General features: G+C 60.3%; 12 protein-coding genes. 4 read left to right on the forward strand and 8 right to left on the reverse strand.

Features of this window, described 5'->3' with window-relative positions:
• Positions 1–106: 106 nt before the first annotated feature.
• The 7 genes from MRBLMR1_RS25505 to MRBLMR1_RS25535 are packed head-to-tail and all read right to left on the reverse strand — an operon-like array spanning position 107 to position 8045.
• Positions 107–2068, reverse strand: a complete 1962-nt coding sequence (locus MRBLMR1_RS25505; protein WP_148147717.1) for a 3-hydroxyacyl-CoA dehydrogenase NAD-binding domain-containing protein — start codon at positions 2066–2068, stop codon at positions 107–109.
• Positions 2069–2072: 4 nt separating this feature from the next.
• Entirely contained in the window at positions 2073–2468 is a 396-nt protein-coding gene (locus MRBLMR1_RS25510; protein WP_148147718.1) for a RidA family protein, read from the reverse strand.
• On the reverse strand, positions 2446–2877 hold the full coding sequence (locus tag MRBLMR1_RS25515; protein WP_148147719.1) for an acyl-CoA thioesterase: 432 nt from the start codon (positions 2875–2877) through the stop codon (positions 2446–2448). The genes MRBLMR1_RS25510 and MRBLMR1_RS25515 overlap by 23 nt, the downstream gene beginning before the upstream one ends.
• A 2-nt stretch (positions 2878–2879) precedes the next feature.
• A complete protein-coding gene (locus MRBLMR1_RS25520) occupies positions 2880–4055 on the reverse strand; it encodes an acyl-CoA dehydrogenase family protein (protein WP_148147720.1) in 1176 nt (391 codons plus the stop codon).
• Positions 4055–4906 (reverse strand): enoyl-CoA hydratase family protein, encoded by an 852-nt coding sequence (locus tag MRBLMR1_RS25525; RefSeq protein ID WP_148147721.1) that lies wholly within the window; start codon positions 4904–4906, stop codon positions 4055–4057. The genes MRBLMR1_RS25520 and MRBLMR1_RS25525 overlap by 1 nt, the downstream gene beginning before the upstream one ends.
• Positions 4903–5694 carry an SDR family oxidoreductase gene (locus MRBLMR1_RS25530; protein WP_148147722.1) on the reverse strand — a complete coding sequence of 264 codons (792 nt, stop codon included), beginning with the start codon at positions 5692–5694 and terminating at the stop codon, positions 4903–4905. The genes MRBLMR1_RS25525 and MRBLMR1_RS25530 overlap by 4 nt, the downstream gene beginning before the upstream one ends.
• On the reverse strand, positions 5691–8045 hold the full coding sequence (locus MRBLMR1_RS25535) for a bifunctional salicylyl-CoA 5-hydroxylase/oxidoreductase (RefSeq protein ID WP_148147723.1): 2355 nt from the start codon (positions 8043–8045) through the stop codon (positions 5691–5693). The genes MRBLMR1_RS25530 and MRBLMR1_RS25535 overlap by 4 nt, the downstream gene beginning before the upstream one ends.
• A 199-nt stretch (positions 8046–8244) precedes the next feature.
• Here MRBLMR1_RS25535 and mprF point away from each other — a divergent pair, with 199 nt between their 5' ends.
• The 3 genes from mprF to MRBLMR1_RS25550 all read left to right on the forward strand — a co-directional run bounded on the left by mprF (position 8245) and on the right by MRBLMR1_RS25550 (position 13225).
• Complete coding sequence (gene mprF, locus MRBLMR1_RS25540; protein WP_148147724.1) at positions 8245–10821, forward strand: bifunctional lysylphosphatidylglycerol flippase/synthetase MprF; 2577 nt, start codon at positions 8245–8247, stop codon at positions 10819–10821.
• A gap of 50 nt (positions 10822–10871) precedes the next feature.
• Positions 10872–12257: an AcvB/VirJ family lysyl-phosphatidylglycerol hydrolase gene (locus MRBLMR1_RS25545; protein WP_148147850.1), complete on the forward strand. Its 1386-nt coding sequence runs from the start codon at positions 10872–10874 to the stop codon at positions 12255–12257.
• 314 nt (positions 12258–12571) lie between these two features.
• The gene (locus MRBLMR1_RS25550; protein WP_148147725.1) at positions 12572–13225 is read left to right on the forward strand and encodes a TerC family protein; all 654 of its coding nucleotides are present in this window, start codon (positions 12572–12574) and stop codon (positions 13223–13225) included.
• 76 nt (positions 13226–13301) lie between these two features.
• Here MRBLMR1_RS25550 and MRBLMR1_RS25555 read toward each other — a convergent pair whose 3' ends face one another.
• A complete protein-coding gene (locus tag MRBLMR1_RS25555; RefSeq protein ID WP_500066934.1) occupies positions 13302–14225 on the reverse strand; it encodes a methylenetetrahydrofolate reductase in 924 nt (307 codons plus the stop codon).
• Between the two features lie 214 nt (positions 14226–14439).
• Here MRBLMR1_RS25555 and MRBLMR1_RS25560 point away from each other — a divergent pair, with 214 nt between their 5' ends.
• Positions 14440–19893, forward strand: coding sequence for an alpha-2-macroglobulin family protein (locus tag MRBLMR1_RS25560; RefSeq protein ID WP_500066935.1), 5454 nt, complete (start codon positions 14440–14442; stop codon positions 19891–19893).
• Position 19894 lies beyond the last annotated feature (1 nt).

Consider the following 19894-nt stretch of genomic DNA (forward strand, 5'->3'; position numbering starts at 1 on the left):
TGTCATCCTCGGGCTTGTCCCGAGGATCTAACCACATTGCACTTTATCGAAGCGTTGCAGATCCTCGGGACAAGCCCGAGGATGACGGCAGAGGGGGCAGGGCTGATCAGCCCTTTTCAAACATCGGTCCACCCTTGTGGGCCGGAAAACCGTAGCCGTTGATCATCACCAGATCGATGTCGCTTGCCCGGGCCGCGATGCCTTCAGCCAGCAGCGCTTCGCCTTCCGCCGCCATGGCATTGAGTAGCCTTTGCTGGATTTCCTCTCGCGAGAAACTGCGGGCCGCAACGCCCTTCTTTGCCCGTTCAGCCTCGATGATTGCCGTGACTTGCGGATCTACTGTTCGCTTACCATCCGGATAAGCATACCAGCCGCGGCCGGATTTCTGGCCTAACCGGCCTGTTTCGCACAGCCTGTCGGCGATTTCGACATAGCGTTCGAAAGGATCGCGCGTTGCCATCTGGCGCTTGCGACGCGCCCAGGCGATTTCCAGCCCTGCCATGTCATTGACGGCAAACAGGCCCATCGGGAAACCGTAGTCCTCCAGCGCCGCATCGATCTCATGCGGCAGCGCGCCGTCCTCCAGCAGGAACTCGGCCTCGCGGCGATAGGCGGAAAAGATGCGGTTGCCGATAAAGCCTTCGGTGACGCCGGTCACGACCGGCAGTTTTCTCAGTCGTTTTGCAACAGCGAGGCCGGTCGCCAGAACATCCGTCGCAGTCTCACTGCAACGCACGACTTCGAGCAGACGCATCACATGGGCGGGCGAGAAGAAATGCAGGCCGAGCACCCGCCCCGGATGCCTGGTCGCTGAGGCGATCTCGTCCGGGTTCAAGTAGCTCGTATTGGTGGCCAGAATGGTATCCGGGCGGATCACTTTGTCGAGGCGGCGGAATAGGTCGATCTTGACGTCGAGATCGTCAAACACGGCTTCGATAACGAGGTCGCAGGCAGCAAGGTCTGCATCCGTGGCAGTGACCGACAGCCGGGCCGTCTGCGCGTCGAAACCGGCCTGATCCTGCCGGCCAGAGGCAAGGTTACGTTCCAGCAGGCCGATGATCCGCTCGCGACCTTTTTCAGCTGCCTCGGGTGTCTGATCGAGGCCGATTACCGTGTAGCCAGCGCCGAGTGCAGAGACCGCGATGCCACTGCCCATCAGTCCCAGCCCGCAGATGCCGATCGTGTTGACCGGACGCGCATCGACGTCCTCAAGCCCGGTGACCTTTGAGGTTTCCCGCTCGGCAAAGAAAACGTGCCGCAGCGCTGCCGCTTCACGGCTGTCCCGGAGCGTGAGGAAGGTGGCGCGTTCATCCGCCAGTCCTTCGCCAAGCGGGCGATGCGAGGATGCGATCAGCCGCACGGCTTCCGCCAGTGCCTTCTGTCCACGTGCCTTTGCAAGGAGCTTGCCCGATACCTTTTCGATCTCGATCGGATCTGCGGGGGCAACGGCCAGTTCACCTGTTCGGCGAAGCGGCGTGCCGGCCAGCTTCTGCAAGGCATTGATGGCCACGTCGATAAGATCGGTCTCGGCCAGTTCATCAAGGATGCCGAGCGACAGGGCCTCATTGATCTTGGCTATCCGTCCCGACGTAATAAGCTCGATCGCTGCCGGAACGCCGATAAGCCGCGGCAGGCGCTGGGTGCCGCCGGCGCCGGGCACGATGCCGAGCTTGACCTCCGGCAGGCCAACCTGCGCCATCGGGGAAGCGATGCGATAATGGCAGGCCAGCGCCAGTTCCAGCCCGCCGCCGAGGGCCGTGCCATTCAGGGCCGCAACGACCGGTTTCGAAAGGGCTTCGATCTTCTCGATCACGTCGGGCAGCGTCGGCTCCACTGGAGGCTTGCCGAATTCCCTTATATCCGCGCCACCGACAAAAGTTTTCCCCGCGCCGGTGATAGCCATGCCGGAAATCGTAGGCTCTGCCTCGGCATGGGCGAGCGCCCGGGACAAGCCCAGACGGACATCGGCGGAGGTGGCGTTGACCGGCGGATTGTCGATGGTGACGAGCAGAATGCCGTTTCGGGTCGTTGCGGAAACCGTGGCCGAGAAGGTCGTCACATCGCTCATGGCCTTACTCCGGAACGACGGCCGTCGCCTGAATCTCGATCTTGGCGCGGTCCTCGACAAGCGCCACGACCTGCATCGCCGCCATTGCCGGGAAATGCTTGCCGATTACCTGGCGATACGCCTGGCCTAGGCCCTTCAGGTTGCCGAGATATTCGGCCTTGTCGGTGAAATACCAGGTCATGGTGGTGATGTGTTCAGGCTTGGCGCCGCCTGCGGCCAGCACCGCGACGATATTTTCGAGCGTCTGTTTCACCTGGCCGACGAAATCGTCGGTTTCGAACTGGCACTGAGCATTCCAGCCGATCTGCCCGCCGACGAAGATCTGGCGGCCGTTGGCGGAGACGCCGTTGGCGTAACCGATCGGTTTGGCCCAGCCTTCAGGCTGCAGAATCGTGTGCATCTTCGTTCTCCAAATGCTGTGTCAGCGCGGCGCGCAGATCGTCCGGCCAGGGGCAGGCCTTGGTTGTTTCGTGAGAGGTTAGGACGAGCCTTTGCCGGGCCGTCCAGAGCAAGCGGTCTCCCGCGCGGACTTCGTGCTCGAGATCAAGCGAGCTGTTGCCGAGCCTTGCGAGTTTGAGGGTAAAATCCATCCGGTCGCCGTGGAAACCGGGATTGGTGAAAGTGAGGTCCAGCGTGACGGTCGGAAAACCGAGCTTTCGCTCGTTGATCATTTCGGGCCACGCGAAGCCGAGGCTTTCGAAGAATTCCTCATAAACCCCGACCATGATGTGCAGATAGGACGGGAAATAGGCGATGCCGGAAGGATCGCAATCTCCGAAATTCAGCCGGCGCGTCGTCATGTACGCCATGGTCAAGCCTTCAGCAATTCGCGGGCGATGATGAGTTTCTGCACCTCGGTTGCGCCTTCATAGATGCGCAGCGCCCGGATTTCCCGGTAGAGACTTTCGGTGATCTCGCCGACGCGAACACCGCGGCCGCCGAACATCTGTACGGCGCGGTCGATCACCTTCTGGGCGTTTTCGGTCGCGACCATCTTTGCCATGGCCGCCTCCTTCGTGGTCGGCAGGCCCTGCACATCACGACGCCAGGCGGCGCGGTAGGCCAGCAGTGCCGCGGCATCGATCTCGGCCGCCATGTCGCCCAAGGCGGCCTGCGTCATTTGCAGGTCGGACAGCGTGTTGCCGAAGATTTTTCGCGATTTCGCATGGGCAAGTGCCTCATCCAGCGCGCGTTTGGCAAAGCCCAAAGCAGCTGCCGCGACGGAAGCGCGAAAAATGTCGAGGGTGCGCATGGCGATCTTGAAACCTTCGCCGGGGGCGCCGAGCAGGTGCGACGCCGGAATGCGGCAATTGTCGAAACGGATCGTTGCCAGCGGATGCGGGGCGATCACGTCTATGCGCTCGGTTATCGAGAAGCCGGGATCATCGGCAAAGATAACGAAAGCGGAAATGCCACGCGTGCCCGGCGCTTCGCCGGTGCGGGCAAAGACCGTGTAGACATCGGCAATGCCGCCGTTTGAGATCCAGGTTTTTTCGCCGTCGAGCACATAATGCTCACTATCTCTGCGGGCGGCGCAGGTCATGGCCGCGACATCCGACCCGGCATCCTTTTCCGAGAGAGCAAAGGCAGCGATCCATTCGCCGGACCGGGCTTTCGGCAGGACTGTCGCGCGGAGGTCTTCCGAACCGGACAGGCCGATCGCGCCGGTGCCTAGGCCCTGCATGGCGAAGGCGAAATCGGCGAGCCCGTCATGCCAGGCCAGCGTTTCGCGGGTCAGGCAGGCGGCGCGGCTGTCGATCGGTGTCGTGCCACCGGCGCCGGTTGCGGCGTCGAGAAGGCCTGCCTCGCCCAGTAATCTGACGAGCGAACGGCAGGCCTTGTCGGTGTCGGCATGGTCTATATTGCCAAGCGCGCCGGAGGCTGCAAAGGCATCGAGTTTTTGCGCCAGCGCCTTGTGATTGTCGTCGAAGAAGGGCCAGTCGAGAAAATCGCGCGCGGGGCCGGGGAGCTTTGAGTGCACTGCCATCAGTTACCCTCGAAAACCGGCTTGCGCTTCTCCGCAAAAGCCTCGAAGGCGCGGCGGAAATCCCTGGTCGCCATGCAGATCGCCTGCGCCTGGGCTTCGCTCTCGATCATTTCGTCGAGGCCCATGGCCCATTCCTGGTTCAGCATGGTTTTCGTCATCGTGTGGGCAAACCACGGGCCATCGGCCAGGGAATGGGCGAGTTTCAGTGCTTCGGCTTCCAGCGCGTCCGATGCGTGAAGGGCGTTGTAGAATCCCCAGGCATGCCCCTCATCGGCTGTCATCGAGCGGCCGGTGAAGAGAAGCTCGGCGGCGCGGCCCTGGCCGATGATGCGCGGCAGGATCCCGCAGGCGCCCATGTCTGCACCGGCCAGACCGACGCGGGTGAAGAGGAAGGCAGTTTTCGCTTCAGGCGTTGCAAGCCGCAGGTCCGATGCCATGGCGAGGATCGCGCCGGCACCGGCACAGATGCCCTCGACTGCGGCGACGATCGGCTGCGGGCATTTCTTCATCGCCTTGACCAGATCGCCGGTCATGCGGGTGAAGGCCAGAAGCTCGGGCATAGGCATTTTCGTCAGCGGCTCGATGATCTCGAAGACATCGCCGCCGGAGGAAAAATTGCCGCCGGCACCGGTCAGCACGATGGCGCGGATATCGGACGCATAGGCCAGATCGCGAAACAGATCGCGCAGTTCGGCGTAGCTTTCAAAAGTCAGCGGGTTCTTGCGCTCCGGCCGGTTCAGCCGGAGCGCGCCGACGCGGCCGTCTTCGCTCACCTCCCAGACGAAGTGTTTTGCCTGATAATCCCGAAAAGGCTTCAGGTGCCCCGCCATCGAAACCGTTGCGTCGCTCATCCCGACAAAACCTCCCCACCGGCAACCGCGATTGCCTGTCCATTGATCGATTGGGCGGCGGGCGAAGCCAGCCACAGAACCGTGTCTGCGACTTCCTCCGGCTTGACCAGCCGCCCCTGCGGATTGTGTCTGGTGAATTCCTTCAATGCGTCTTCCGGCGAGCGGCCGGTCTTTGCCACGATCGTCGCGATCGAACGGGCGATCAGCGGCGTATCGGTAAAGCCCGGGCAGACGGCATTGACCGTCACGCCGGTTTTCGCCAGCTCCAGTGCCAAAGCGCGGGTGAGTCCGACAACGCCGTGCTTGGCAGCCACATAGGCGGAGACATAGGCGTAACCCGTCAGCCCGGCGGTCGAGGCGATGTTGATGATGCGGGCACCCTCGCCATGAGCCTTGAGGTCCGGCAGCACGGCCTGGGTCACCTGGAAGACGCCGGTGAGATCCACGGCCATCACCCGGTTCCACAGGTCGAGCGATGTCTTTTCGAACGGCGCGCTCGGTCCTTCGCCGGCATTGTTGACGAGGATATCGACAGGTCCGAATTCCTTCCGGACCGTTTTCAGGCCGCTATTGATGGCGTCCGCATCCGTGATGTCAAAACCATCCAGAATGAAAGTGTCCGTCTCGCCGATCTCGCCGGCCAGCTTTTCAAGCGGTTCGCGGCGGCGTCCTGCCAACGTTACACGAGCACCTTCATTGACAAGCGCAAGTGCAATCGCTGCTCCTATGCCGGAACCTGCCCCGGTAACGAGCGCATGGCGGCCAGCCAATTTCGGCAATGAAATCATGTCAGCGCCTGCTTTGCCACCACAGAGGGGCGGACTGGCGGCGGGACTGAAGCGGCACGGGCCAAGCCTGTTTCATACTGCAGCTTGCCGGAAAAATATTGTTTCGGCCAAGGGATGCTGGTCAGGCCGATCTTTGCCGCCTCATGCAGAACCCAGGCGGGATCGGCGAGATGCGGGCGGGCGACGGCGCAGAGATCGGCGCGGCCGGCGGCGATGATCGAATTTGCCTGATCGGCTTCGGAAATCGCGCCGACGGCGATGGTCGGAATTCCGATCTCGTTGCGGATCTTGTCAGAGAAAGGCGTCTGGAACAGGCGGCCATAGACCGGCTTTTCTTCTTTCGACACCTGACCGGATGAGCAGTCGATCAGGTCTGCACCGGCGTCCTTGAACATTTTCGCAAAGATCGCCGCATCTTCCGGCGTGTTACCGCCATCGGCCCAGTCGTGACAGGAGAGGCGCACCGAGATCGGCTTATCTTGCGGCCAGACTTCGCGGATCGCGGCAAAAACTTCCAGCGGATAGCGCGCACGGTTCTCGTGGCTGCCGCCATAGTCATCGGTGCGGATGTTGGTCAGGGGCGAAAGGAAACTTGAGAGAAGATAACCGTGGGCGCAGTGCAGCTCCAGCCAGTCGGCTCCGGCCTCGGCGGCATATCTTGCGGCGCACACATGATCGGCCTTCACGCGGTCCATGTCGGCCCGGTCCATTTCTTTCGGTACCTGGCTGTTTTTCAGATAGGGCAGCGCAGAGGCGGAAATTAACGGCCATGCGCCGTCTTCCAGCGGCTGGTCCATGCCATCCCACGCAAGCCTCGTTGCGCCCTTTCGTCCGGCATGGCCGAGCTGGATGCCGACCTTGGCTTCCGAATTGGCGTGGACGAAGTCGACAAAGCGCTTCCAGCCCTTGGCCTGCTCGTCGTTCCAGAGGCCGAGGCAACCGGGGGTGATGCGGGCATCCGGCGAAACACAGGTCATCTCGGCAAAGACGAGGCCGGCGCCGCCAAGCGCACGGGAGCCGAGATGCACGAGGTGGAAATCGTCGAGCAACCCGTCTCTTGCCGAATACATCGCCATCGGCGACATGACGATGCGGTTCGGCAGGTGGGTGCCGCGTAGCGAATAGGGGGTGAACATCGGTGGTAGGGTGCGGCCGTTGCCCTGCACTTCGATGCCATTCCTTTCCGCGAACCAGCGCTCGTAACCTTCGAGCCACACCGGATCGCGCAGGCGCAGGTTTTCGTGGCTGATGCGCTGCGAGCGGGTCAGCATGGAATACATGAATTGCGGCGGCTCCAGTGTCTCGGCATAACGCTCACCCACCACTTCGAACCATTCCATCGCATTGCGCGCGGCGTTCTGGATACGGGCGACATCAACGCGGCGAATATCTTCATAGGTTTTCAGAACCTCAGGAATCACATCCTTCGAATGGCCGAGCCGGTTGAACTGGTTGGTCAGTTCGATCGCATCGTCGATCGCAAGCTTGGTGCCGGAACCTATGGCGAAATGAGCGGTATGGGCAGCGTCTCCCATCAGCACGACATGCGAATTGCCGTTGAAATGGCTCCACTTGCCGCAGATCAGCCGGTTGAAATTCAGCCATGCCGAACCGCGCAGGTGCCGCGCATTGGTCATCAACTCGGCGCCTTCCAGCACTTCGGAAAAGAGCCCTTGGCAGAAGTCTATCGAGCCCTGCTGGTCCATCTGACCGAGGTCGTGCTTTTCGTAGGCCTCTTCGGTCGTTTCGACGATGAAGGTTGAGGTGTTTTCGTCGAACTTGTAGATATGCGCCTGGAACCAGCCGTGATCGGTCTTACGAAAATCGAAGGTGAAAGCGTCGAAGAGCTTGTTGGTGCCGAGCCAGATATAGCGGTTCGGGCGCACGGCGAGATCCGGCTCAAAGACTTCCGGATAACGATTGCGGATCCTCGAGTTGAAGCCATCGGAAGCGATGATCAGATCGGCATCGGGGTAGTCGGTGTCACCATCAGAATCGGTTTCGAATACCAGTTCGACGCCAAGCGCCTCGCAGCGACGTTGCAGGATGTTCAGGAGCTTCTTACGGCCGATGCCGACAAAACCGTGGCCGGATGTGCGCTGGCGGGTGCCCTTGAACAGAAGCTCGATATCGTCCCAGTGGTTGAAGGCATCCTCGATTTCTACAGCACTCTGCGGATCCCAGGCATGCATCGACACCATGGTGGCGTCTGAAAAGACCACGCCCCAACCGAATGTGTCATAGGGCCGATTGCGCTCTACAACCGCAATCGAGTGCTCGGGATGAAACTTCTTCATCAACAGGGCGAAATAGAGCCCAGCCGGGCCGCCACCGATGCAGACGATGCGCATGAATATCTCCCGAAGTTCCCGTATGTAGTTATTTTAAGTTTAAACTATATGGGCCGCGCAGATTCCGTCAAGCGATATTAAGAAGCATATGATAGGAGCGGTTGCGCAAATCAGCGGATGACACACTTAAGCCGTGATCCAGTTGCTTTTCGCACCGCGTTTTCAGATCTTATCGCTTGTCTTCGGGGCAAAGCAGACCATGGCGTCCAACAGTTCTAGCAGTTACGTCCGCGATTTTTTCCAGGCCCATCGCGGCTTGTTCGTTTCCTTCATCGTGCTTCTGGTCTTCGGTTTCACCGCTCTGGCTATTTACGAGCTAACGACAGAAGTCAGTTATGACGAGGTGATCGAGGCGCTGGTCTCGACCTCGTGGTCGTCGATCGCACTTGCCGTGTTCTTCACCGGCCTAAGCTTTGCAGCGCTGGTCGGATATGATCTCAATGCCCTGACCTATATCGGCCGCAAGCTGCCGACGGTGCCAGTGGCGATGACGGCCTTCAGCGCCTATGCTGTCGGCAATACGGCAGGTTTCGGTGCGCTGAGCGGCGGTGCCATCCGGTTTCGCGGTTATTCGCGGCTAGGTCTTTCGCCGGAAGATATCGGCCGTGTCATCGCGTTTGTCACTTTCGCCTTCGGCATTGGCCTTTTGTCGGTCACGGCACTTGCCTGTCTTGTTACTGCCCCGCGGGTCGGCCAGATCATCGGTGTCAGCGATACGGCAATCCGCATCATCGCCCTGGTCATCATCGTCGGCCTGAGCATACTGGTTTTCATCGGTCGTGACGGGCGCACAATCTCAATCGGAAAGGTGCATCTAAGGCTTCCCGACAGCCGCACTTCGTCGCAGCAATTTCTCGTCACTGCACTCGATATCGCTGCATCCGCGTCCGTGCTTTACGTTCTTCTGCCTCAGACCACTATCGGCTGGCCGTCTTTTCTGGCGATTTACGCGACTGCCGTAGGTGCCGGCGTTCTCAGCCACGTTCCTGCGGGGCTGGGCGTTTTCGAGACAATTATCGTTGCCGCTCTCGGCAACACCGTCGATATCGATCAGGTTCTTGGCAGCCTCGTCCTCTACCGCGTCATCTATCACGTCCTGCCCCTGCTGATCGCGACGCTTTTCGTCATCTTTCTCGAAGCGCGGCAGTTGTCGAAACATCCGGTTGCTTCCACATTGCGAAAGCTTGAGTTTCGGCTGGCGCCTCTCCTGCTGTCCGCCTTCGCGCTGATCGCTGGTGCGATGCTGGTTCTTTCGAGCGTCACGCCGACGCCGGATTCCAACCTCAATTTCCTTGGCAGCTACATGCCGCTGCCGTTGGTTGAAAGCGCGCATTTTCTCTCCAGTATTATCGGCATCTTGCTCTTCGTCAGCGCTCGCGGATTGGCGCAGAGGCTGGATGGTGCATGGTGGACAGCAGTCCTCTGCACGGCACTCGGTCTTTTGTTCTCGCTACTCAAGGCGCTAGCACTTTTCGAAGCTGTGTTCCTTACGGTGCTCCTGGCAGGGCTTTTGCTCAGCGCCCGACAATTCAACCGCCCGGCCTCGATGCTGCGCCAGGCGCTGACGCCGCCATGGATAGTGGCTATGTTGATCCTCGTCGCTGCTGCCACCACGATCCTGTTTTTCGTCTATCGTGAGGTCGATTACAGTCGCGATCTCTGGTGGCGGTTCGAATTCTCTGCCGAGGCACCGCGAGGTCTGCGCGCTATGCTCGGCATAGCCATCGTCGCTGCGGTCGTGTCGATCTTCAGCCTGTTACGGCCTGCCGTGAAGCGATCGGACCTGTCGACCGCGGAAGAGCTGACACAGGCGACAAATATCGCTATGGCCCAGGATTTCGCGGACGCCAACCTCGTTCGCATGGGTGACAAGCGGTTGATGTTTTCCGCGAGCGGCAATGCATTCATCATGTATGGCATCCAGGGCCGTTCCTGGATCGCGCTTTTTGATCCGATCGGTCCAAGTGACGAGATCGCCGAATTGGTCTGGCGTTTCGTCGAAGAGGCGAGAACCGGTGGCGGGCGTGCTGTCTTCTATCAGATTTCGCCTGATCTTCTCGCCTATTGCACAGATGCCGGTATGCGCGCCTTCCGGCTGGGCGAACTTGCCGTCGTAGATCTTGCGGGTTTCGAATTGAAGGGCAGCCGGCTATCCGGCCTCCGGCAAGCGATCAACAAGGGTGTGCGCGAAGGGCTCGAATTCGAGATGCTGCAGCCGGATGAGGTTGCCAACCAGCTCGAGGCCCTGCGTGGCGTGTCCGACAGTTGGCTCGACGAACACAATACGCGCGAAAAGACCTTTTCGCTCGGCGCTTTCCGCGATGACTACGTGCTGTCGCAACCGGTTGGCATTCTGCGCAAAGAGGGCCGGATCGTCGCGTTTGCAACGCTTGCCGTCACCGATACCAAACAGGAAGGAACGGTCGACCTGATGCGGTTTGCACCGGATGCGCCGAAAGGATCGATGGATTTTCTGTTCGTTCGGATCATGGAGCATCTGCGCGATGCCGGCTTCAAGGAATTCAATCTCGGCATGGCGCCGCTTTCCGGCATGGCGCAGCGCGAAGCGGCACCCGCCTGGGACCGGATCGGCAGCGTCATTTTCGAACACGGCGAGCGGTTTTATAACTTCAAGGGCCTGAAGGCCTTCAAATCAAAGTTTCACCCTCGCTGGGAACCGCGCTATCTTGCCGTTTCCGGCATCGGTCCGGCTGTCGCCATGATGGATGCGACGCTTTTGATCGGTGGTGGGTTGAGAGGAGTAGTGGGTAAATGAGAATGCGTCTTGCAACACTGTTTACGCTTGGCCTGACAACGGCGCTGAGCATGGCGTTTGCGCCCCTGACGTATGCCCAGACACCAGCTCCCGCCCAATCTCCCACCCTGGCAGCGCCTCAGGCACAGGCCGAAAATCCTGTGGCCGATCAGGACTATCATACCGGGCTCATTCCCTCGCCGCATATCTATCTTCCGCAGGGACAGGATTTGGCCGGCATGGTGTTCCTGATTTCTGATGCGAAAGGCTGGGGTGCTGCCGAGGAAGCGCAGGCGAAGGATCTCGTCGAGAGTGGTGCTGCCGTCGTCGGCATCGATTTCCCCTCCTACATGAAATCGCTGGCGACGGATGACGGTGACTGCATCTACATGGTTTCCGATATCGAGGATCTCTCGCAGCAGGTACAGCGGCGGGTGGCAAACCGCGAATACCGGCATCCTATTCTGGCCGGCGTGAAAGAAGGCGGCACGCTTGCGCTCGCGATGATCGCACAGAGCCCGTTTGCAACGATCGGCGGTGCGATCGCCGTTGATCCGGGCGAAATCGTGCCTTTGAAGAAGCAGCTCTGCACACCTGCCGACAAACGCCCCACCGATACCGGGATCGTCTACGGACTGACTGACGGTCCATTGCCGGCTCCAGTGACGGTTGCTTTCACGCCGGAGGCGGATCCGGCTGGCAAGACGCATGCGCTTACCCTGAAACAGGCCCATAGCGATATCGTAGTAAAGGAAACTTCCGATGACGCAGAGGATTATCTCGGAACGTGGCTGCAGAACCAGCTATCGTCGGGGAAATCCGAAGGCGCTCTCGACCTGCCGCTTTCCGTTCTGGAAACAAAGCCGGCTATGGACACGATGGCGATCGTCTATTCCGGCGATGGGGGCTGGCGCGATCTCGACAGCGAGCTTGGCGAATATCTGCAGAGCCAAGGTGTTCCCGTCATCGGCGTCGACTCGCTGCGGTATTTCTGGGCGAAACGCACGCCACAGGAAACAGCAGACGATCTGAAGCGGATCATCGATACCTATACCGATCAATGGGGTGTCTCGAATGTCGTGTTGATTGGATATTCGTTCGGTGCGGATGTGATTCCCGCGGCCTACAATCTTCTTCCGAAGGCCGAGAAAAAACGGGTGAAGCAGCTTTCGCTGCTGGCGCTTTCGAAGGAAGTGGATTTCGAAATTTCCGTTACCGGCTGGCTCGGCATGGCCGGAGCAGGCGAGGGTGGAACGACGGTCGATGACATCGCCAAGATCAAGAGCGGCCTCGTCCAGTGCGTCTACGGCACCGAAGAAGACGATGACCCGTGCCCTTCGATGAAGGCATCCGGCGTGGAAACAGTGGCGATCGATGGCGGGCATCACTTCGACGAGGATTACCAGGCGCTCGGAAAACGCATCCTGGACAGCCTGCAGAAGCGGCTTCCGAAGTGAAAACGCATCGGAGGCGAGTTGCGGTGCGAGCCGACAATTCGGCCGTTGCGGTAGCGGAGATCACGAGGATCTGACGGTTTCGTGAGTCGGCCACTTGAGTTTCGCTCAAGCCGGCGCTAAATCTTGGTCGACCAGGACCGGGCCCCTCTGGCAGTTCTTCCATGAACTGTGATGTCGGACTGGATTGTCCAATATCGGTGCCCGGTGTCGTGATGGTTTTTGGTCAGATGGAATGTGTGTCCTTGGGTTCATCGCCCGGAACACGCCCCAAAGGTCGTCAGGACATGAGGCACCCCGTCTAAATAGGTTGTCTTATGATGGAATTTTTCACGCCTGAGGCCTTGTCCGCCCTCGCGCAAGTTATCATGATCGATCTGGTTCTGGCTGGCGACAATGCCATCGTCATCGGCCTTGCTGCGGCAGGCTTGCCGAAGGAACAGCGCGCCAAGGCCATTCTGGTTGGCATCATTGCCGCTACGCTGCTGCGTATCGGTTTTGCACTGGCAACCACGCAGTTGCTGCAGATCGTCGGCCTGCTGCTCGCTGGCGGCGTTCTGCTTTTGTGGGTCTGCTGGAAAATGTGGCGCGAACTCAGAACGCCTCATCAGCATGAAGACGAAGCCAATGAGGCTCTTGCCGACAGCGATTTTAATGCCGATGGTACGGTCGCCGGTGGTGCACCCCGCAAGACCTTTGCCCAGGCCGCTTGGCAGATCGTCATTGCCGACGTCTCAATGTCGCTCGACAACGTGCTGGCTGTGGCCGGTGCGGCGCACGAGCACCCGGAAGTACTGATCTTCGGTCTGGTTCTGTCGATCGCATTGATGGGTATTGCCGCAAGCTTCATTGCCCGCCTGCTCAACAGGCATCGCTGGATCGCCTATGTCGGTCTCGCCGTCATTCTCTATGTTGCGCTCGAAATGATCTGGCGCGGTACGAATGAGGTCCTGCCCTATATTTCGGGCTGATCGCAGTCTCTTCCACGATAAAAAATCGGCGCGGTCCTCGGATCGCGCCGTTTTCTTTCTAACGTCCGTTATCGAGCTATTGGCTCGCTACCTTGCCCTTGAGCACGCGCTCGTTCACCCAGTCGGCGCTGCCCCTGATGCCGCCGAGCGGGAAGACATGGATCTCGTCGATCAGGCTTTGCGGATGGGTTGCCTTGTAGTTGGCGATCTCGGTCAGGAACTCGTCAGGCTCGTAAGGAACAAGCAGCTTGCTCAGATCCATCGCGCGTCGCTGCAAGACGCTCAGTGACGGGCCAATGCCACAGGAAATGGCGAACTTGATCAACGTCTGCAGTTTCGTCGGTCCGGCAACGCCGAGATGGATCGGCAGCGTCACGCCCGCATCGGCGATACGCTCCACCCAGCGGGTTATCGATCCGGCATCGAAGGCAAACTGGGTGACTATCGCCATCTCGGCATCGCTGTTTTCCGAATAGGCCTGCTTGAACTTCAAGGCCCGGTCGACAAGTCTTGTCGTGCCATCCTTGTCGATGTCCTTGTTGCCTTCCGGATGGCCGGCGATGTGGAGTCGCTTGAAGCCGTAACGACCAAACAGGCCGGTCTCCAGAAGCTGCAGCGAACTTTCGAGATCACCCCTGGGGACGTTGAGGCCACCGGCCAGCAGCAGCGCCTGAGTGACGCCAGCATCGTTCACATAACGGCTGATCCAGTCTTCCAGCGTTGCCTTGTCGCGGATGAGGCGGGCGGGAACATGCGGCATCACCGCGTAGCCGTCTTCGGTGAGCCGTTTTGCCGTCGCGACCATGTCCTCGATCGGCGTGCCGTCGATATGGGCGATATAGACGCGCATTCCGGCCGGCAGGAATTCGCGGAAATTGTCGATCTTGGCCGCCGTGCGCGGCATGACCTCGATCGAATAGCCGTCGAGAAGAGCGCCGAAACTTGCCCGCTCCGCCTTCTCGTCTGCTCGCCGGTTCTTGAAAAGGTTCAGAATTGCCATATCGACTGCCTTCTACATCACAAGACTGTCTGCCTGCCACTATCAATGACGTGTGCAAGACGGCATTTCTGGCACAGCTTTGTGTAGAGGAGTTTTCTCGCTGCGTCACTTTCGGTTTGATTTCGTCCGTAACGAAGGAGATCAGTTCCGTTGACAAGCGGCTGCTCACATTGGACAACAGCGCATCCGACGGCTGCCACGGGGGGACTTGCAAATGTCTAGGCGCGCGATCTTCGGCTTTTCAGCTCTTGTGCTTTCATCTCTTGTTCTTGGCTCTCCGCTTGCCGCGCAGGAACGGCGGATAGAGACGACGGTGGATGGCGACTATCTCGGCTTCGATCTTCGAACCGTGAAGAATGTCAGCCAGGAACAATGCGAGACCGCCTGCATCGGCGACAACCAGTGCCGTGCCTTCACCTATAATGTCAAAGCCAAGTGGTGCTTTCTGAAATCCGATCACGGCCAGCTCAACACCTTTGCCGGTGCCGTTGCCGGCAAGATCGTCGAGGTGGCTGCCCAGCCAGATATCGGTGCACCGCCGCGGCTGACATTTCTTTCCGACGAATTGCTGCAACAGGCGCGCGAGCAGAAGGATGGGCTGGCGCTCGGCGACAACCAGCAGGGATACGGTATCGAGAACCTGAAAACCGTGGCGCAGGCCGAATTGCTCGGCGGCCGGGTCGATACGGCGATCTACAATTACAAGGGCGCCCTGTCGCTTGCCCCCGATGACGGCGAATTGTGGATCGCACTGGCGCGCGCCGCCGGCATTGCCAAGAACAATGGTTCGGCCGATAGCGAAGGCACGCTTGCGGCGATCAACGGTTACCTGATGTCACGCTCGACGCAGACCCGTGCCGATGCGCTTGCAGTGCTCGGTGCGGCACTCGCCAAACAGCAGAATTATCGTCAGGCGCTCACTGCCTACAAGCAAAGCCTTGCACTCATCAGCGCCCGCACGGTTCAGGCCGCTTATAACGATCTACGCGAACGCCAGGGTTTTCGCGTGAGCGGCAACACTGTGGATGCCGACAGTGCCAATCCGCGCGCCTGTGTGCAGTTTTCCGAGTCTCTGGTGAAGGCCGGGGTCGATTATGCGCCCTTCGTGACGCTTGACGGGCAGGCACCCAAGGCGATGGAGTCCAAGGACAATCAGATCTGCGTCGAGGGCCTGACCCATGGCCAGCGCTACAAGCTGTCACTGCGCCGCGGCCTGCCGTCTTCGGTCGACGAGCCGCTGACGGCGCAGGTGGATATCGACCTCTACGTCAAGGACCGCTCGCCGATGGTGCGGTTTACCGGCGACAGCTTCGTGCTGCCGTCGACCGCGCGTCGCGGCATCCCGATCGTTTCGGTGAATACCGAGCGTGCCAACCTGAAACTCTATCGGATCGGTGATCGCAACATCGCGCCTCTGCTCACCAACTCGCAGTTTCTCACCCAGATGAGCGGCTATAGCGCCGACCGGATCGAGCAGGAAAACGGTGAACTGGTCTGGCAGGGCACGATCGATCTGGGGCAAGACCTCAACAAGGATGTGACGACCAGTTTCCCGGTCGACGAGGCGTTGCCGGAACGCAAGCCCGGCGTCTATGTGTTGACCGCTTCCGTCGCCAATGCCTTCAATCAGGAATGGGACAACAAGGCGACGCAATGGTTCGTCGTTTCCGATATCGGTCTCACCACCTATGCCGGCACGGACGGCCTGCATGTGTTTGCCCGCGCGCTCGGATCCGCCAAGCCGATCGAAGGCGTCGATCTGCAGCTTCTTGCCAAGAACAACGAAATCCTCGGCACGGCGAAGACGGATGCGGATGGCCGCGCCACCTTCACGGCCGGACTGATGCGCGGCACGGCGGCGATGGTGCCGGCGGTGCTGGCGGCGCAGAGTGAGGGCAAGGATTATGTCTTCCTCGACATGACCCGCGCAGGCTTTGATTTGTCCGACCGCGGTGTGACCGGACGTCCGGCTCCCGGCGCGATCGATCTTCTGTCCTGGACCGAACGCGGCATCTATCGCCCCGGCGAAACCGTGCATGCGAGCGCGCTTGCCCGTAATGTCGATGCAACCGCGATCGAGAACCTGCCGCTCACCTTCGTTTTCCTGCGCCCCGATGGCGTGGAAGACCGGCGAGTGGTGAAGAACGGCGATATCGGCGGCTACACGCTCGATCTGCCGCTACAGGACACGTCGATGCGCGGCACCTGGACGATGCAGGTGTTTACCGATCCCAAAGGGTCTGCAATCGGCGAGAAGACGTTTCTCGTCGATGACTTCGTGCCGGATCGCATCGAATTCGACATGACGAGCGAGGCGAAGGAGATCGTTGTCGGTGAGCCGGCTTCGGTCTCGATCGACGGCCGTTATCTTTATGGCGCACCGGCTGCAGGCCTCGGCCTCGAAGGTGAGATCGCGCTCAAGCCGACACGTGAAAACGCAACCTTCCCCGGTTATCAGTTCGGCCTTGCCGACGAGGAGGAGACGGAAACCGTCCGTATTCCGCTCGATGCGCTGGATGATACGGACGAGGACGGCAAAGCGACATTCGATGCGGATGTTGCCGAATTGCCGTCAACGACCAAGCTCATCAATGCCGAGATTGTCGTCAGGATGCAGGAGACGGGTGGAAGGGCGATCGAGCGCAATCTGTCGCTGCCGGTCAAGGCTGACGGTCTGAGGATCGGCATCAAGCCGGAATTTTCCGGAGACCTGCCGGAAGGTGCAGTCGGCAATTTCAACGTCATCCTGGTCAACGAAGCCGGTGCCAAGCAGGCGCTGAAAGGACTGCCGTGGAAGCTCGTCAAGGTCGAGCGGGATTACCAGTGGTATCGCGACGGCAATTCCTGGCGTTATGAACCGATCACCCGCACGCGCCAAGTCTCCAATGGCACGGTCGACGTGACGACCGATGGCGGGCGTGTTTCCGTTCCCGTCGAGTGGGGCCGTTATCGCCTCGAGGTCGAAACCGCCGATATCGGCGGCCCGGCCTCAAGCGTTGAGTTTGATGCCGGCTGGTTCGTTACCGCGACCTCGACCGAAACGCCGGATGCGCTGGAAGTTGCGCTCGATAAGCCGAGCTACAAGGTCGGTGATACGGCTAAGCTGAAAGTTTCGTCGCGTTATGCAGGCGAGCTGATGGTGATGGCTGGTTCCGAGGAGTTGATCTCGGTCGAAACCACCAGCATTGCGGAAAATGGCGGTGAGGTCGAAATTCCGGTGACTGCGGATTGGGGCGCAGGATCCTATGTGACCGCAACAATTTATCGCCCCGGCGAAGCGCGTGAGAGCCGCATGCCGATGCGGGCGATCGGGATTACCTGGCTGAAGGTCGATCCCGAGACCCGTGATCTTTCGATTTCCATAGACGCTCCGGAAAAGACGCTGCCGCGCCAGCCGCTTGAACTCTCGCTGCAGGTAGCGGGAGCGGGTGCCAACGAGGACGCCTATGTCACGGTCGCGGCCGTCGATGTCGGCATCTTGAACCTCACCCGTTACGAGCCGCCGGCGCCCGACGACTGGTATTTTGGCCAGCGTCGCCTTGGCCTGGAAATCCGCGATATCTATGGCCGGCTGATCGATGGTTCGCTGGGTGCGACCGGGCGTCTGCGGACCGGCGGCGATGGCGGCAGCATGGCGCTGCAGGCCAGCCCGCCGAAGGAAAAGCTGGTCGCCTTCTTCTCCGGTCCGGTGAAACTGGATGGTGAAGGCAAGGCGAAAGTCTCCTTCGATATTCCGCAGTTTAACGGCACGGCGCGGGTGATGGCCGTTGCATGGTCGAAATCCGGTGTCGGTCACGGGGTCAAGGATGTCATCATCCGCGATCCGATCGTCATTACGTCCAGCCTGCCGCGTTTCCTCGCACCCGGAGACGACAGCAATCTGAGGCTCGACATCGCCAATACCGATGGTCCCGCCGGAATCTATGATCTGACCGTCGAAACCAGTGATGCGGTGGCCGTCGGCCGGAGCGCGATCAAGCCGGTTGAGATAGCCGCAGGCGGCAAGACCAGCATTACGCTGCCGCTGGTCGGTATCGAGCCGGGTGACGGCACCGTGTCGATCAAGCTTGCCAATGGCGCCGGTCTCTCCGTCGATCAGGTTCTCCACATCCCGGTCCGCCCGGCAGCGATGCCGGTGACGGAACGGCGGCTGGTCGATCTTCGGCCCGGCGCAAGTGTTACCGTCGATGGCAATCTGCTGGCCGACAGCGTGCTGCAGGGGGCTTCGGTCAGCGTCAATGTCAGCCGTTCCAACGCCTTCGATATCCCGGCGCTGCTGATGAGCCTCGACCGCTATCCTTATGGCTGCGCCGAGCAGACGACGAGCCGGGCTTTGCCGCTGCTTTATCTCAGCGAAATGGCGGTCCAGAACGGGCTTGCCGATGATACCGAGGTGAAGAAGCGTGTACAGGATGCGATCTATCGCGTGCTGTCCTTCCAGGCTTCTGCCGGCAGTTTCGGCCTGTGGGGGCCGGATGGCGCGGGTAATGATCTGTGGCTCGATGCCTATGTCAGCGATTTCCTGTCGCGGGCCCGCGAGCAGGGATATGACGCGCCGGAGCAGCCGCTGGTCCAGGCGCTGGAAAACCTGCAGAACACACTTGCCTATACGACAAACGTGCGCGATCAGGGCAACCAGATCGCCTATGCGCTCTATGTTCTTGCCCGTAACCGCAAGGCTGCGATCAGCGATCTCCGCTATTACGCCGATACGATGCTCAATGATTTTCCGACACCGCTTGCCAAGGCGCATATTGCGGCGGCGCTTTCGCTTTACGGCGATGGCCAGCGGTCGCGAAATATCTTCAACGATGCGCTGCAGATGTCGGAAAATGCGCAGGTCCATAAGGTGAGCCTTGCCCGTTCCGATTACGGTTCGTCGCTGCGTGACGGTGCCGCGGTTCTGGCGCTTGCCGCCGAAAGCAGGCCGGTGCCGCCGATCGTGCCGGCGCTGGCGGATGTCGTTGCCAAGGAATGGGCTATTAAGAAATACACCAGCACTCAGGAACAGACCTGGATGCTGCTTGCCGCCCGTGCGCTGCAGAACGGTGATGACAGCCTTCGTCTCAACGTCAATGGCGCAGCCCATTCCGGCACGCTGATGTCGCAGATGGCGGGCGATGTTCTGCTCGATCATCCGCTGACCATCCGCAACGACAGCGGCGATGCCCTGTCTGCCGCGATCACCACGGTTGCCGCACCGGCCACGCCATTGCCGGCTGGCGGCGACGGGTTCCAGATCTCGCGGACCTATTACACGATGGCGGGTGAAGAGGCGAATGTCAGCGAGGCGAAGCAGAACGAGCGTTATGTCGTTGTCCTGAACGTCACCGAGACCAATGACTGGCCGTCGCGCATCGTCGTCACCGATCTTCTGCCGGCCGGTTTCGAGATCGACAATCCGTCTATTGTCAACAGCGCCAACCTTGCCAATTTCGACTGGATCGAAGAGGTGCAGGCGGCACATACGGAATTCCGCAACGACCGCTTTGTCGCAGCCTTCGATCGTTCGCAGGGCGATAACCGGCAGATCACGCTGGCTTACGTCGTCCGCGCCGTGACACCGGGCGTCTATGATCACCCGGCAGCACAGGTGGACGACATGTACCGCCCGCAGTTTTCGGGCCGGACGGCGATGGGCAAGATGGAGGTTTTGGCGGCTCCGTAAG

The organism is Neorhizobium sp. LMR1-1-1.1, assembly GCF_040675795.1.
Lineage (GTDB): Bacteria > Pseudomonadota > Alphaproteobacteria > Rhizobiales > Rhizobiaceae > Neorhizobium > Neorhizobium cellulosilyticum.